The following is a 15,154-nucleotide window of genomic DNA, read 5'->3' as shown; positions in this document are numbered from 1 at the left end:
GTAACTTGATGATCTTCGACGGATCCGCCGCCGAACGGCTGATTCGCGCTACAGCCGCTCGGGCGTACGGATGCCCAGCAGGTGCAGCCCCTGCCGCAGCACCCGGGCGGTCAGCTCGCAGAGCAGCAGCCGGCTGTCCCGCAGCTCCGGGTCGGCCCGCAGCACCGGGCAGCGCTCGTAGAAGGCGCTGAACGCCGACGCCAACCGGTACAGGTAACCGGCCAGGTGGTGGAACTCGAGGCTCCGCTCCACCTCGGCGATCACCCCGGCGAAGCCGACCAGCTCGAACGCGAGCGCCCGCTCGGCGGGCTCGGCCAGGCGCGGCGCCACGTCCGGCCGGGCCGCCACCCCGGCCCGCCGGAAGATCGACCGGATCCGGGAGTACGCGTACTGCAGGTAGGGCGCGGTGTTGCCGTCCAGCGAGAGCATCCGCTCCCAGTCCAACACGTAGTCCTTGTGCCGGTCGCTGGACAGGTCGGCGTACTTGACCGCGCCGATGCCGACCGCCCGGCCCACCTCGGCCGCCTCCGCCTCGCCCAGCTCCGGGTTCCGCTCCCGGGCCAGCGCGGTGGCCCGGGACACCGCCTCCTCCAGCAGGCCGACCAGCTTCACCGACCCGCCGGCCCGGCTGCGCAGCATCCGACCGTCCGGTCCCAGGATCGAACCGAACCCGACGTGTTCGGCCCGGGCCGGCGGGACCAGCCAGCCGGCCTGCGTGGCGGCCGCGTACACCATCTCGAAGTGCCGCCGTTGCGGCAGGCCGACCACGTAGAGCAGCCGGGTCGCGCCCAGCGTGCCGGTCCGGTGCCGGATCGCCGCCAGGTCGGTCGCCGGATAGCCGTACCCGCCGTCGGACTTGCGGACGATCAGCGGCAGCGGCTCCCCGTCGCGGCCCACCTGACCGGGCGGGAAGACGCAGGCGGCCCCCTCGCTCTCCCGCAGCAGCCCGAGCCGGTCCAGCTCCACCACCACCGGGTCGAGCAGGTCGTTGTAGCTGCTCTCGCCGTGGAAGTCCCGCTCGGTCAGGGTCACGTCGAGCAGGTCGTACACGGTCAGGAAGTAGCGCTCGGACTGCTCGACCAGCAGCCGCCACAGCCGCAGCGTCGCCGCGTCACCGCCCTGCAACGCCACCACCCGCCGCCGCGACCGCTCGCGGAACGCCTCGTCGGCGTCGAACTTGCCCCGGGCCGCCTTGTAGAAGGAGTCCAGGTCACCCATGGAGAGCTCCTGCGCCGCCTCGGCCTCGCCCAGGTCCGCCAGGTGCTCGATCAGCATCCCGAAGGGCGTACCCCAGTCGCCCAGGTGGTTGGCCCGCAGCACCCGGTGCCCCAGCCACTCCAGCAGCCGGGCCGCCGCATCGCCGATCACGGTCGACCGCAGGTGCCCGACGTGCATCTCCTTCGCCACGTTCGGCGCCGAGTAGTCGATCACCACCGTCTCCGGCGCGGCCACCGCCGGCACCCCGAGCCGCGGGTCGGCGGCCAGCGCGGAGACCAGCCCGGCCAGGGTCGCGTCGGCGACGGTCAGGTTGAGGAAGCCCGGTCCGGAGACCTCGGCCACCGCGCACAGGTCGGCCAGCTCGGCGCGGTCCAGCACCGCCGCCGCGATTTCCCCCGGCGGCCGGCCCAGCCGCCGGGCCAGCGCCAGCGCCGCGTCGGACTGGAAGTCCGCACGCTGCGAGCGCCGCACGACCGGATCCACCGGTACGCCGGCCACGGCCTCGAACGCCGGCGCCAGCCGGTCGGTCAGCAGGTTCTCCAGATCCATGGGTACGCCGATCTCGCTCGGACCCGCCGCACGCGGGTCTCGTGGACTACGGGATGCGAGCGGACCGAGGACGGTCGACGACGACCGGCGGTTCGATCCGCCGGTCGCAGGAGAGGAATGCTCAGCGCAGGCGGTCGCGGGACCGCCGGCGTCGCTGCGCGCCGAGCTGGACGTCGGGGGACGTCGGCAGGGGCGCGAGCGAGCTGGTCATGTCCGTAGCCTAACCGGCCGGCCCGGGGACGGCGCAAGGCCGTTGCGGGCCGGCCGGCAGGCGTACCCGGAAGGGTCAGGCCGGCGCGGCGACGGCCTTGCGGTACCGCTCGGCCCGTCGCCGCACCTGGGTGTACGCGCTGGTCAGCCCCATCGCCCGGCGGACCTCGACGAGCGTGCGGTGCACCTCGGCGCGGGTCCGTTCGGTGCCGGCGAAGATCAGCTCGTCGACCAGGCCGGGCTGCGCCTCGAACCGGGCCCGGCGTTCCCGGACCGGGTCGAGGAAGCGGTTCAACGCCACGGCGAGCGCCTCCTTCACCTCCACGTCACCGACCCGGCCGGCCCGGTACCGGGCCTTCAGCTCCGCGACCTGCTCCCGGTCCGGGTTGAACACGTCGTGGTACGCGAAGACGGGGTTCCCCTCCACGGTCCCGGGCACGTCCGCCCGGACCCGGTTCGGGTCGGTGTACATGCCCATCACCTTGCGGTGCACGGTGGCCGGGTCGTCGGAGAGCGCGACGGCGTTCCCCTTGCTCTTGCTCATCTTGCCCGAGCCGTCGGTGCCGACCAGGGTCGACGTCTCCGACATGATCAGCTCCGGCACCGGGAAGACCTCCCCGTACAGGTGGTTGAACCGCCGGGCGATCTCCCGGGTCACCTCCACGTGCGCGGCGTTGTCCTTGCCCACCGGCACCACCTGCCCCTTCACGCAGAGGATGTCGGCGGCCTGGAGAACGGGGTAGCCGAGCAGGCCGTACGGCATCTCCTCCTTGCCGGCGTCCCGGCTCATCTCCTTCAGCGACGGGACCCGCTCCAGCCGGGGCACGGTCACCAGGTTCTGGAGCAGGGTGTTCAGGTCGCCGACCTCGGGGATCGCCGACTGGAGGTAGAAGGTGGCCCGGTCCGGCTCGACCCCGGCGGCGAGGATGTCGGTCACCATCTCCCGGGCGTTCCGGGCGACCTGCTCGATGTCCTCGCGGCTGTTCCTGGTGGTCAACATGTGCAGGTCGGCGATGATGAAGAAACTCTCGTACCGCTGGTGCAGCCGCACCCGGTTGGCGATGCTGCCGACGTAGTGGCCGAGGTGCAGCCGCCCGGTCGGGCGGTCTCCGGTGAGCATCCGTGCGGAGGACATGGTCGTACGCCTTTCGTGTGCAACGGTGACTGGGACGCGCGGGCGCGCGGGAAGAGAACCGGGACGGACCCGGATCAGTGGAGTCGGCTCGTCAGAACGAGCGCCGCCATCGCCCGCCGGCGCGGAACCGCAGCCCACCGGCACGCAGTACGTCGAGAATCTGCTCCCGACCGTCGTCGACCCGGACCGGCGGCACCGGAGCGGCAGTCGCCGGAAGACCGTCGAGGGCCTCCGGGGCGCTGGTGCTCGGCCGGACCATGTCCCACACGGTAACGCCTCCGGCCACGAGAAAGGGGCCCCCGTTCGACGGAGGGCCCCTGGTCTCGACGCGTCAGTGCCGGCGGTAACTTTCGGCGTAGTAGCTGCCGACCTGCTCGCGGTAGTCCGCCCGGCCGAAGTGGTCGGGGTCGAAGGCCGGCGATTCCTTCACCTGGTCCCGGGTGCGGTCCACGTGCACGACGCGGTCGAGGTGGTCCACCCGCTCGACGGTGCCGACCGGCAGCAGCACCTTCTTCCCGAAGATCCACGGCCCGGTGTCCACCACCAGGTACCGGGCCCCGGCTTCCTCGCTCGCCTCGTCGATCGAGCCGATCCGGCCGTCGGTCGCCTCCACCCGGTATCCGGTCAGGTCGAGCGGGGTACCCGGACCCGGCGCGTCCGGCCCCCGGTCGGCGTCGTCGTCGGACCGTTGTCGGGGCACCTCGTCCGGGCCGGTCTGGTCGTAGCCGCCGGCGAGGGCGGCCGGATCCCGCCAGGTCCACGGATTGAAGGGCTGCACGGCACACCTCCGGTGTCGTCGTTCCGGCGAGGGGAACCATGCCCGCCCCCGCTGGGACGGAAACTCCGGCCGCTCCGACCCGGTCCGGTCCGGGTCGGACGTGGTCCCGACCGGTCCACGTACGGGCCGGCCGGTACCTTCCGCTGGCATACTGGCCAGCCATGGTGCTGTCGCGTGGCTGGTCGCTGTTCCTGGTCGGAGTCGGGGTCTGGACCTGGCTGATCTGGCCGAGGTTCGGGCTGGCCATCTGGAACGACCCGCGCTCCTGGTCGACCGGGACCGTCGGCGCGGGTGCGGCCACGGGATTCCTCTGGGTGCACGCGCTGCTCATCGCGGCCTCACTGGCCATCGGCACCACGGTCGGCGTGCTCGGGGTGCGGGCCTGGGTGGCTGCCCGACGCGGTCGTCCCGACGCCTGACCGTCGAGGACTCCCGTCGGCACCCCTCTGAACAGGCAAGATAGCCGTCCGGTGATGATGTGACGCGGGCCCCTACCCACGGATTTGACGATCAAACCCGCTGACGCGTAACTTTCTCTCTGCCAGCGCGGAACGGGGCAAACAGGACGAAGTCCTGAGGGCCGGTTCCGGGACTGGCACCGGCGCCGACGAGGTCCAACCTCGACGGAGCCGGACCGGGTGGGGCTCGCCGGACACGCCGCAGGGCGGATTTGGCGGAGCGGAACCGACCGGGTAAGGTTGTCGACCGGCAGGGAAACGGACGAGCTAGCGGGTGACCGCGGCGGCCGGCCTGCCAAATCCGATGATCAAACGCAGTGGTTCGCCGCTGCGTGCGCTCAGCGGAGGCCAACCCGTACGAAGCATGACAGACCGGGACACACGGTTTGACACGGCCGAGACGGTGAGGTAACGTAGTAAAAGTGCCCGGCGCGGGAGCGGCGGGGACGCGGACGAAATGCCCCGGACGGGGGTTCCACTGGGTGGGGCTTGCCGGATGGTGTGTGGTTGTTCTTTGAGAACTCAACAGGGTGCTTGATAAGCCAGTGCCAATTATGATTTATACCCCGGACTGGGCAGGCTTTGGTCTGTCTGGTTGGGATTCCTTTGGCAACACTTTTTGTTGCCAGGACATTGTGTCCGACAAAGTTTTTGTTGGAGAGTTTGATCCTGGCTCAGGACGAACGCTGGCGGCGTGCTTAACACATGCAAGTCGAGCGGAAAGGCCCTTCGGGGTACTCGAGCGGCGAACGGGTGAGTAACACGTGAGCAACCTGCCCTAGGCTTTGGGATAACCCTCGGAAACGGGGGCTAATACCGAATATGACTACTGATCGCATGGTTGGTGGTGGAAAGTTTTTCGGCCTGGGATGGGCTCGCGGCCTATCAGCTTGTTGGTGGGGTGATGGCCTACCAAGGCGACGACGGGTAGCCGGCCTGAGAGGGCGACCGGCCACACTGGGACTGAGACACGGCCCAGACTCCTACGGGAGGCAGCAGTGGGGAATATTGCACAATGGGCGGAAGCCTGATGCAGCGACGCCGCGTGAGGGATGACGGCCTTCGGGTTGTAAACCTCTTTCAGCAGGGACGAAGCGAAAGTGACGGTACCTGCAGAAGAAGCGCCGGCCAACTACGTGCCAGCAGCCGCGGTAAGACGTAGGGCGCGAGCGTTGTCCGGATTTATTGGGCGTAAAGAGCTCGTAGGCGGCTTGTCGCGTCGACTGTGAAAACCCGCAGCTCAACTGCGGGCCTGCAGTCGATACGGGCAGGCTAGAGTTCGGTAGGGGAGACTGGAATTCCTGGTGTAGCGGTGAAATGCGCAGATATCAGGAGGAACACCGGTGGCGAAGGCGGGTCTCTGGGCCGATACTGACGCTGAGGAGCGAAAGCGTGGGGAGCGAACAGGATTAGATACCCTGGTAGTCCACGCTGTAAACGTTGGGCGCTAGGTGTGGGGGGCCTCTCCGGTTCCCTGTGCCGCAGCTAACGCATTAAGCGCCCCGCCTGGGGAGTACGGCCGCAAGGCTAAAACTCAAAGGAATTGACGGGGGCCCGCACAAGCGGCGGAGCATGCGGATTAATTCGATGCAACGCGAAGAACCTTACCTGGGTTTGACATGGCCGCAAAACTCGCAGAGATGTGAGGTCCTTCGGGGGCGGTCACAGGTGGTGCATGGCTGTCGTCAGCTCGTGTCGTGAGATGTTGGGTTAAGTCCCGCAACGAGCGCAACCCTCGTTCGATGTTGCCAGCGCGTTATGGCGGGGACTCATCGAAGACTGCCGGGGTCAACTCGGAGGAAGGTGGGGATGACGTCAAGTCATCATGCCCCTTATGTCCAGGGCTTCACGCATGCTACAATGGCCGGTACAATGGGCTGCGATACCGTGAGGTGGAGCGAATCCCAAAAAGCCGGTCTCAGTTCGGATCGGGGTCTGCAACTCGACCCCGTGAAGTCGGAGTCGCTAGTAATCGCAGATCAGCAACGCTGCGGTGAATACGTTCCCGGGCCTTGTACACACCGCCCGTCACGTCACGAAAGTCGGCAACACCCGAAGCCGGTGGCCCAACCCTTGTGGAGGGAGCCGTCGAAGGTGGGGCTGGCGATTGGGACGAAGTCGTAACAAGGTAGCCGTACCGGAAGGTGCGGCTGGATCACCTCCTTTCTAAGGAGCACCTTCACCTGAAAGGGTGCAAGGAGCCCGCGGCCCGCGAATGTCGGGTCGGGGTGCTCAATGGCGGAGACACTGGTCAGTTTCTGTCCGGCAACGGCCGGGATACCTAGTACAGCCGCTTCGGTGGTGGGAACGGTTCCTCCTGGTGCGGCTGGGTAGGAGCGTAAAGCACCCTGTTGGGTCCTGAAGGAACAACTACGGTTGTCTTTCAGAGCCGTAAGCGGAACGAGTGTTCCGCCGGCGCCAGGCACGGCCTGGCCTCGCATACCGGATCCCTGTGGGGGTTGCTGGTGTGGGGTGTTTCGGGTTGTGGGTTGGTCGTTTGTTGAGAATTGCACAGTGGACGCGAGCATCTTTGTGGTCAAGTTGTCAAGGGCGAACGGTGGATGCCTTGGCACCAGGAGCCGATGAAGGACGTGGGAGGCCGCGATAGGCCTGGGGGAGCTGTCAACCAAGCTGTGATCCCAGGGTGTCCGAATGGGGAAACCCGGCATCAGTCATGTGATGTCACCCGCACCTGAACACATAGGGTGTGTGGGGGGAACGCGGGGAAGTGAAACATCTCAGTACCCGTAGGAAGAGAAAACAAATAGTGATTCCGTGAGTAGTGGCGAGCGAAAGCGGATTGAGGCTAAACCGGCTGCGTGTGATACCTGTCAGGGGTTGCGTGGTCGGGGTTGTGGGACCCCGCTGGACAAGCTGACACTTGTCCGAGGAGTTACAAAGTCAGTGGCTAGCCGAATGGTGTGGAAAAGCCAACCGTAGACGGTGACAGTCCGGTACGTGAAAGTTGCTGACCTTCTGTGGGTGTTCCCGAGTAGCGGCGGACCCCTGAAATCTGCCGTGAATCTGCCAGGACCACCTGGTAAGCCTAAATACTTCCTGGTGACCGATAGCGGACGAGTACCGTGAGGGAATGGTGAAAAGTACCCCGGGAGGGGAGTGAAATAGTACCTGAAACCGTTCGCCTACAATCCGTCGGAGCCTTGCGGGGTGACGGCGTGCCTTTTGAAGAATGAGCCTGCGAGTTAGTGGCATGTGGCGAGGTTAACCCGTGTGGGGGAGCCGTAGCGAAAGCGAGTCTGAATAGGGCGCTCTTTAGTCGCATGCTCTAGACCCGAAGCGGAGTGATCTAGCCATGGGCAGGCTGAAGCGCGGGTAAGACCGCGTGGAGGGCCGAACCCACCAACGTTGAAAAGTTGGGGGATGACCTGTGGTTAGGGGTGAAAGGCCAATCAAACTCCGTGATAGCTGGTTCTCCCCGAAATGCATTTAGGTGCAGCGTCGCGTGTTTCTTGCCGGAGGTAGAGCACTGGATGGTCTAGGGGGCCCACAAGCTTACCGAAATCAGCCAAACTCCGAATGCCGGTAAGTGAGAGCGCGGCAGTGAGACTGCGGGGGATAAGCTTCGTAGTCGAGAGGGAAACAGCCCAGATCACCAGCTAAGGCCCCTAAGCGTGTGCTAAGTGGAAAAGGATGTGGGGTCGCATAGACAACCAGGAGGTTGGCTTAGAAGCAGCCACCCTTTAAAGAGTGCGTAATAGCTCACTGGTCAAGTGGTTCCGCGCCGACAATGTAGCGGGGCTCAAGCACACCGCCGAAGCTGTGGCATTCACATTTTAACCACGCCGGGTCTTGATATCCGGTGCAGGTGTGTGGATGGGTAGGGGAGCGTCGTGCCGGGGGTGAAGCAACGGGGTGACCTAGTTGTGGACGCGGCACGAGTGAGAATGCAGGCATGAGTAGCGAAAGAAGGGTGAGAAACCCTTCCGCCGGATGACCAAGGGTTCCAGGGCCAGGCTAATCCGCCCTGGGTGAGTCGGGACCTAAGGCGAGGCCGAGAGGCGTAGTCGATGGACAACGGGTTGATATTCCCGTACCCGCGAAAGAGCGACCCTGATGAACCTCGTTGTGCTAACCACCCAAACCATCCAAGACTTTCGGGTCGAGGTTGGGGAGCGTGGGAACCTGGCGGGTAGTAGTCAAGCGATGGGGTGACGCAGGAAGGTAGCTGAGCCCGGCCGGTGGTTGTGCCGGGGTAAGCGTGTAGGCCGTGCCGTAGGCAAATCCGCGGTGCATATGGGCTGAGACGTGATGCCGAGCCGATTCAGGTGAAGTCAGTGATCCTATGCTGCCGAGAAAAGCCTCTAGCGAGTTCTTAGCGGCCCGTACCCCAAACCGACACAGGTGGTCAGGTAGAGAATACCGAGGCGATCGGGCGAACTGTGGTTAAGGAACTCGGCAAATTGCCCCCGTAACTTAGGGAGAAGGGGGGCCGGAGACGTGAAGCCCCGCGCGGGTGGAGCGTTGTATGGCCGCAGAGAGCAGGGGGAAGCGACTGTTTACTAAAAACACAGGTCCATGCGAAGAAGTAATTCGATGTATATGGACTGACGCCTGCCCGGTGCTGGAACGTTAAGGGGACCTGTTAGCCCGTAAGGGCGAAGCGGAGAACTTAAGCGCCAGTAAACGGCGGTGGTAACTATAACCATCCTAAGGTAGCGAAATTCCTTGTCGGGTAAGTTCCGACCTGCACGAATGGCGTAACGACTTCCCCACTGTCTCAACCACAGGCCCGGCGAAATTGCATTACGAGTAAAGATGCTCGTTACGCGCGGCAGGACGGAAAGACCCCGGGACCTTTACTATAGCTTGACATTGGTATCCGAATTAGCTTGTGTAGGATAGGTGGGAGCCGGTGAAGTCCATACGCCAGTATGGGTGGAGGCAATCTTGAAATACCACTCTGGTTGATTTGGGTATCTAACTTCGGACCGTTATCCGGTTCAGGGACAGTGTCTGGTGGGTAGTTTAACTGGGGCGGTTGCCTCCTAAAGGGTAACGGAGGCGCCCAAAGGTTCCCTCAGCCTGGTTGGCAATCAGGTGTTGAGTGCAAGTGCACAAGGGAGCTTGACTGTGAGACTGACAGGTCGAGCAGGGACGAAAGTCGGGACTAGTGATCCGGCACTGGCATGTGGAAGCGGTGTCGCTCAACGGATAAAAGGTACCCCGGGGATAACAGGCTGATCTTCCCCAAGAGTCCATATCGACGGGATGGTTTGGCACCTCGATGTCGGCTCGTCGCATCCTGGGGCTGTAGCAGGTCCCAAGGGTTGGGCTGTTCGCCCATTAAAGCGGTACGCGAGCTGGGTTTAGAACGTCGTGAGACAGTTCGGTCCCTATCCGCCGTGCGCGTAGGATACTTGAGAAGGGCTGTCCCTAGTACGAGAGGACCGGGACGGACGAACCTCTGGTGTGCCAGTTGTCCCGCCAGGGGCACGGCTGGTTAGCTACGTTCGGAAGGGATAACCGCTGAAAGCATCTAAGCGGGAAGCTCGCTTCAAGATGAGGTATCCCACCCACCTTGGTGGGGTAAGGCCCCCAGCTAGACGACTGGGTTGATAGGCCGGAAATGTAAGCCCGGTAACGGGTTCAGTTGACCGGTACTAATAGGCCGAGGACTTGACTACGAAGCTGCTACGCGTCCACTGTGCAACTCTGAACGATCGAACACCCGCGTGTGTGTGTTTGACATGTTCATAGAGTTACGGCGGTCATGGCGGAGGGGAAACGCCCGGTAACATTCCGAACCCGGAAGCTAAGCCCTCCAGCGCCGATGGTACTGCACTCGGGAGGGTGTGGGAGAGTAGGACGCCGCCGGACAATCTTTCATTCAGGGCCACCCCTCAACGGGGTGGCCCTGAATGCTTTCCGGGGTCGGGTGTCGACGATCCACCCGACGGCTTCTGCGGAAACGGCCGCGTACGGCCCGCCGGTTCTCGTACCGTCGGTGCCGTGGGCGTCGGCCGACGCGGGCGAAAACGTGACCCGGGGTACGTCCGGTCGATGATCAGGACACCCGGGCCGGGGGTACCTGCTTGATGGTTCGACCGGGAACTGACCGCCGGGACCGGCGGAGGCAGGAGTGGTCATGAAGATCGGAATCATCGGGTCGGGGCACATCGGTGGCACCCTCACCCGTCGACTCAGCGCGCTGGGCCACGAGGTCACCGTGACCAACTCGCGTGGGCCGCAGAGCCTGGGCGACCTCGCCGCGGAGACCGGCGCGACAGCCGGCACCCTGGACGAGGCGGTCCAGGGGGCGGAGCTGGTCGTCATCGCCATCCCGCTGAAGGCCGTACCGGACCTTCCGGCGGCTCTCTTCGACGGCAAGGTCGTGGTCGACGCGGACAACTACTACCCCCAGCGGGACGGCGACATCGCCGAGCTGCTCGACCGCAGCCTCAGCTCCAGCCGGTGGACGCAGGAGCACCTGAAGGGTGCCCGGGTGGTGAAGACCTTCAACAACATCCAGGCCGCCCACCTGATGGACCACGGCAAGGCGGCCGGCGAGGCCGGCCGGATCGCGCTGCCGGTGGCCGGCGACGACGCGGATGCCAAGCGCATGGTGATGGAGCTGGTGGACGCGCTCGGCTTCGACCCGGTGGACGCGGGCACGCTCGACGAGAGCTGGCGCCAGCAGCCCGACACCCCCGTGTACGGCACCGACCGGGACGCCGAGGGGGTCCGTCAGGGCCTGGCCGAGGCCCGCCCCTGACGGACGGCCGAACGGCAGGCGTCCTGACGACGGGGCGACCCTGCGGGCGTACGACGAGAAGAAGCCCCGCCGGCGACGGAGTCGGCGGGGCTTCGCCCTGCGTGCGGTGGACGGACGTCAGGCGTTCGGGTCGGGACCGCAGACGAAGCGCGGCTCGGCGGCGTAGCGCCAGCTGAACTTCTCCCGCTTGATGACCTTGCCGTCCTTGCGGATGACCCGCCAGGCGTCCTGCGCGAAGCCCTCACCCCCCGCGGCGGAGATGCAGTCGGGGCCGGGCTTCAGGTAGACCGTCTTCGGCTGGGTGACGTCGCGACGCGGGCCGTACTCGGTCTTGACGCTGTCGTAGATCTTGGTGCTCCAGATCGACACCGTGATCGTGTTCGAGGTGTACGCGGTGTCGATGAGTACGCCGTGTTCGGTGTTGTTGCGGAACTTGAAGTCCAGCTCGGGCCAGTAGATCGTCGACTCGATCACGGCCGGGTAGCGGCTGAAGTAGAACGAGTGCGGCTTGTGCTCGACGTCCTCCAGCCCGGCGTAGTAGGTGGCGTTGAAGAGCGTGGTGGTGAACTGGGAGACGCCCCCGCCGACACCCGGGACCAGCTTGCCGTTCACGATCGTCGGCGCGTCCTGGTAGCCCTGGTCGTAGCCGCGTTCACCGGTGTGCGCGTTGAGCGAGAACGTCTCCCCGGGCGCCACGATGGTGCCGTCGACGTCCTTGGCCGCCTGGACGATGTTCTGGCTGCGCGGCGAGGAGAGACCGCCGGTGAACCGGGTGGTGAAGGTGGAGACCCGCTCCTTGATTCCCAGCTCGGTGAGCTTGGCCTCGGTCAGTTCCGGCTCGGCGGGCTTCAGCTGCGCGGTGACCGTACGGTCTGCGGTCTTCGGCAGCACCGCCAGCAGGTCCCGGCCGAACGCGGTGGCGTCGAGCTGTCGGCCGGCCTTGCCGGGCACCACCTTCGGCTTGCCACCGCTGATGGTGAGACCGGCGTCCTGCGGCTCGATCTCGATCTTCGCCAGTCGGTCGCCGAGGGCGGCCCGGAGCCGCTTCAGGTCGATACGCGGCGTGAGCCGGCCCGCCTCGTCGGCGGAGAAGCGCAGGCTGCGCGCGATCGCGGCGGGTGGGACGGTGACCGAGCCCCGGTCGGTCGAGACCGTCACCGGGGCCGCCACGGCCGGCTTGGCCAGCTCGGTGACCAGCCGGTCGACCTCTTCCTCGCTGGTCGCGGGCCACTTCTCGACGAGTTGCACGGTGACCGGCCGGCCGGCGAGCCAGCCGGCCTTCACGGCCGCGGCGGCGGCGGGCTGGTCGACGGTGAGCGCCGGCTTCGGGTACACCGGTTTGGGCGTGGTGCCGCTGAAGATGATCGCCGGCATGGTCATCTCCCGGCCCTGGGAGCCCTTCGCCCGGTTCAGCGCCGCGGCCAGCCGGGTGTCGTCGACGGTGACCACGGGGTCGACCGCGCGGGAGCCGACGAGCCGGTCCACCGCGTGTGCCCGGACGGCGGCGGCGGCCGCCACGGTGGCCTCCACGTCGATGGCGAGGCCGATGTCGGCGGGCTTCAGCTCGACGCGACGCTCGCCGACGGTGACGGCGACCGGGGCGTTCAACGTGGCGGACCGGCGCTCCAGCTCGGCACGGAGGGTGCGGACCGCGTCGGTCCGGCTCCGGCCGCCCAGCTCGGCGCCGAGGACGCTGGTGCCCCGGGGCACGTCCCCGGCGTACGCCCAGGCACCGGCGCCCACCACCCCGGCGGCCAGCACGGCCGCGGTGATGCCGCCGGCGAGCAGCAGCCGGCCCCGCCGGAACGGGCCGCCGCGCGCGGGCCGCTCCGGACCCGGTGCGACGGCGCGCTCGGGCGCGTCGTCCGGCCAGCTCACCGCAGTGACCTTCACGGTGGGCCGGTCGTCGGCGGGCGGGAGTCTGTCCCCGTACAGCGTCACAGCAACCTCGATCGGAAGTACCTGGTGGGGACCGCTCCCCCACCCGGAAGCACCTACGGTAACCAACGCTCGGGCCGGTCGGGAGTCTCCGGCCGGGCCGGTCCGGTGCCGCGTGTCGACCGGGTGCCGGTGGTGTCGTGGTCGTCACTCCCGCCGGGCTCCCGAGCTGGTCCGGGTCGTGGGACGGTGGGCGGGTGCGGACGGACGAGCGGGGCCTGGCATACGGCGGCGGATGGCTGGACCGGGCGAACGGGCTGCGCGGCGATCCCGACCGGGTCAGGGCGGTGCTGGCGGACCCAGGGAGCGTGCTGCTGCCGTTCTGGCAGGACCGGTGCCTGGTCTCGGCCGGGCGGGCGCCGCTGCGGCTGATGGCCGCCGACTCGGCCGCTCTGCTGGCCGCCGCCGACGAGACGGTGTTCCTGGGCCTCGACGCGGGGGCCGCGGTCTTCGCGGTGGACCTCTCCGGCCGGCCGGAGGCGACGGCGCTGGAACTGACCGGGGCGGTCGCGGCGGTGGACGTACGGGCCCTGGTGGGCGGGCTGACGGCGGCGGAGGCGGCCGTCCAGGCGTACGGGAAGGGCATGCTGCACTGGCACCGGGGGCAGCGCTGGTGCGGCTCCTGCGGGGCGGTGACGCAGCCGCGGGACGGCGGGCACACCCGGTCCTGCACCGCCCCCGGGTGCGGCCGGCTCTTCTTCCCCCGGATCGAGCCGGCGGTCATCGTGCTGGTGGAGGCGCCCGGTGAGCCGGGGCGGTGTCTGCTGGCCCGGCACCGGGGCGCGCCGGAGGGGTCCTGGTCGACGCTGGCGGGCTTCGTGGAGCTCGGCGAGAGCCTGGAGGACGCGGTACGCCGCGAGCTGGCCGAGGAGGCCGGCGTGACGGTGACCGGGGTGGCGTACCAGGGGTCGCAGGCGTGGCCGTTCCCGGCGGGGCTGATGGTGGGTTTCCGGGCCACGGCGGCCGGCACCGAGGTGCGGGTGGACGGCGACGAGGTGGTGGACGCGCGCTGGTTCACCCGGGCGGAGTTGCGGGACCGGGTGGCGGCGGGGCATCCGCTCGGCCGGGTCGACTCGATCGACCGTCACCTGCTGGGGTCCTGGCTGCACCAGGCGGGTTGAGCAGGGCCGCCGACCGGTCAGTGCGGTCGGCCGTACGGGTGATCGACGGGTCACCCTCAGCGGTTTGTCAGGCCGCCGTTACCGAACTGTGATTTAAGCCCGTGATCGCTACCACAGGTGAAACCTGTCGGCCTTCCTGTCGTAATCAGGGGGATTTGCCCGGGCGTCCTTGTCGTCGGGACGTTAACGGTTGGTGACCGTAGGCGATCTTGATACCACAGCTGTGTTACCCGTCAGTAGCAAGGGGCTTGTGAGGTGTGTCGCTTCGCGAGAGCATCCAATCCGCGTACTGCGCGGCCCGTCGGCACACGGCTTCCGCGCCGCCCCGCAGCTTTCCCCGTCCCGAGACGCACCCCGCGGCCGGTGACGCACCCCCGTCGAGGAGGACCTTGTGAGTGAAACCGAAGACCGCCAGGTGAGTGGCGGCACCCGCTGGCGTCGCTTCGCCGCGATGATGGTGCCGGCGACCGTCGTGGCCGGCGGCATCGTGCTGGGCATGGCGAACGGCGCCATCGCCGCCTCGTTCGCCGTCTCGGGCCAGACCTTCAAGGTCGGCGCCTCGAAGCTCGAGGGCGACGGCTTCAAGCAGTACGGCGGCCTGACCAAGGAGTCGGACGGCACCCAGCACCCGGTGGCCGTCTCCGAGATCGGCAACGCCAAGCTGTACGACCTCTGCCAGTCGGTGAACGCCAGCATCCCGGGTGTGCCGATCGTGCTGACCATCAACGCCGGTGGCGGCGGCAAGCCGGCCACCGCCGACGGTCTGCTGATCGACATGGACTCGCTCGAGGGTGACGCGACGTTCACCAACATCAAGATCGGCCGGGACGCGGGCGACATGAACCCGTCGCAGCCCGTCGTGCCGAAGTCCTTCGGCCAGAGCGCCGACAAGGTCGTCATCACCGACCTGAAGCAGGTGGCCCGCTCCACCAGCGCCGGCACCTTCACCCTGAACGGCCTCAAGCTCAAGGTGAACGTGGGCGCCAGCGCCAAGGAATGCTTCTGATCTGATGG

At 67.0% G+C, this 15,154-nt stretch carries 9 protein-coding genes and 3 rRNA genes; 7 read left to right on the top strand and 5 right to left on the bottom strand.

Annotated elements, in window-relative coordinates; all coding sequences use genetic code 11:
• Positions 1–48: 48 nt before the first annotated feature.
• The 4 genes from argS to GA0070611_RS21590 form a co-directional block, all read right to left on the bottom strand.
• Positions 49–1,767, bottom strand: coding sequence for an arginine--tRNA ligase (argS, locus tag GA0070611_RS21600; RefSeq protein WP_091667213.1), 1,719 nt, complete (start codon positions 1,765–1,767; stop codon positions 49–51).
• Positions 1,768–2,053: 286 nt separating this feature from the next.
• Positions 2,054–3,112 carry a tryptophan--tRNA ligase gene (gene trpS, locus GA0070611_RS21595; RefSeq protein ID WP_091667211.1) on the bottom strand — a complete coding sequence of 353 codons (1,059 nt, stop codon included), beginning with the start codon at positions 3,110–3,112 and terminating at the stop codon, positions 2,054–2,056.
• A 91-nt stretch (positions 3,113–3,203) separates the two neighbouring features.
• Positions 3,204–3,371 (bottom strand): hypothetical protein, encoded by a 168-nt coding sequence (locus GA0070611_RS31155; RefSeq protein WP_157740370.1) that lies wholly within the window; start codon positions 3,369–3,371, stop codon positions 3,204–3,206.
• Between the two features lie 72 nt (positions 3,372–3,443).
• The gene (locus GA0070611_RS21590) at positions 3,444–3,890 is read right to left on the bottom strand and encodes a PRC-barrel domain-containing protein (protein ID WP_091667208.1); all 447 of its coding nucleotides are present in this window, start codon (positions 3,888–3,890) and stop codon (positions 3,444–3,446) included.
• A 161-nt stretch (positions 3,891–4,051) separates the two neighbouring features.
• On the opposite strand from GA0070611_RS21590, the gene GA0070611_RS21585 reads away from it, so the two are divergent.
• The 5 genes from GA0070611_RS21585 to GA0070611_RS21565 all read left to right on the top strand — a co-directional run bounded on the left by GA0070611_RS21585 (position 4,052) and on the right by GA0070611_RS21565 (position 11,081).
• Positions 4,052–4,309: an SCO4848 family membrane protein gene (locus GA0070611_RS21585; RefSeq protein WP_091667206.1), complete on the top strand. Its 258-nt coding sequence runs from the start codon at positions 4,052–4,054 to the stop codon at positions 4,307–4,309.
• A 690-nt stretch (positions 4,310–4,999) separates the two neighbouring features.
• Positions 5,000–6,514, top strand: a 16S ribosomal RNA gene (locus tag GA0070611_RS21580).
• A gap of 368 nt (positions 6,515–6,882) precedes the next feature.
• Positions 6,883–9,993, top strand: a 23S ribosomal RNA gene (locus GA0070611_RS21575).
• A gap of 76 nt (positions 9,994–10,069) precedes the next feature.
• Positions 10,070–10,186: ribosomal RNA gene (gene rrf, locus GA0070611_RS21570) — 5S ribosomal RNA — on the top strand.
• The 16S, 23S and 5S rRNA genes sit together here, the layout of an rRNA operon.
• A gap of 268 nt (positions 10,187–10,454) precedes the next feature.
• A complete protein-coding gene (locus GA0070611_RS21565; protein ID WP_091673238.1) occupies positions 10,455–11,081 on the top strand; it encodes an NADPH-dependent F420 reductase in 627 nt (208 codons plus the stop codon).
• Positions 11,082–11,198: 117 nt separating this feature from the next.
• On the opposite strand, the gene GA0070611_RS21560 is transcribed toward GA0070611_RS21565, so the two are convergent.
• Positions 11,199–13,022 (bottom strand): VanW family protein, encoded by a 1,824-nt coding sequence (locus GA0070611_RS21560; RefSeq protein ID WP_091667204.1) that lies wholly within the window; start codon positions 13,020–13,022, stop codon positions 11,199–11,201.
• 194 nt (positions 13,023–13,216) lie between these two features.
• On the opposite strand from GA0070611_RS21560, the gene nudC reads away from it, so the two are divergent.
• A complete protein-coding gene (gene nudC, locus GA0070611_RS21555; RefSeq protein WP_091667202.1) occupies positions 13,217–14,140 on the top strand; it encodes an NAD(+) diphosphatase in 924 nt (307 codons plus the stop codon).
• A gap of 451 nt (positions 14,141–14,591) precedes the next feature.
• Positions 14,592–15,146, top strand: coding sequence for a DUF6230 family protein (locus GA0070611_RS21550; protein ID WP_091673235.1), 555 nt, complete (start codon positions 14,592–14,594; stop codon positions 15,144–15,146).
• The last annotated feature ends 8 nt before the right edge of the window (positions 15,147–15,154 follow it).

Source organism: Micromonospora auratinigra, assembly GCF_900089595.1.
In the GTDB taxonomy this organism is placed as follows: domain Bacteria; phylum Actinomycetota; class Actinomycetes; order Mycobacteriales; family Micromonosporaceae; genus Micromonospora; species Micromonospora auratinigra.
This window is presented reverse-complemented; position numbering and strand designations above follow the sequence as displayed.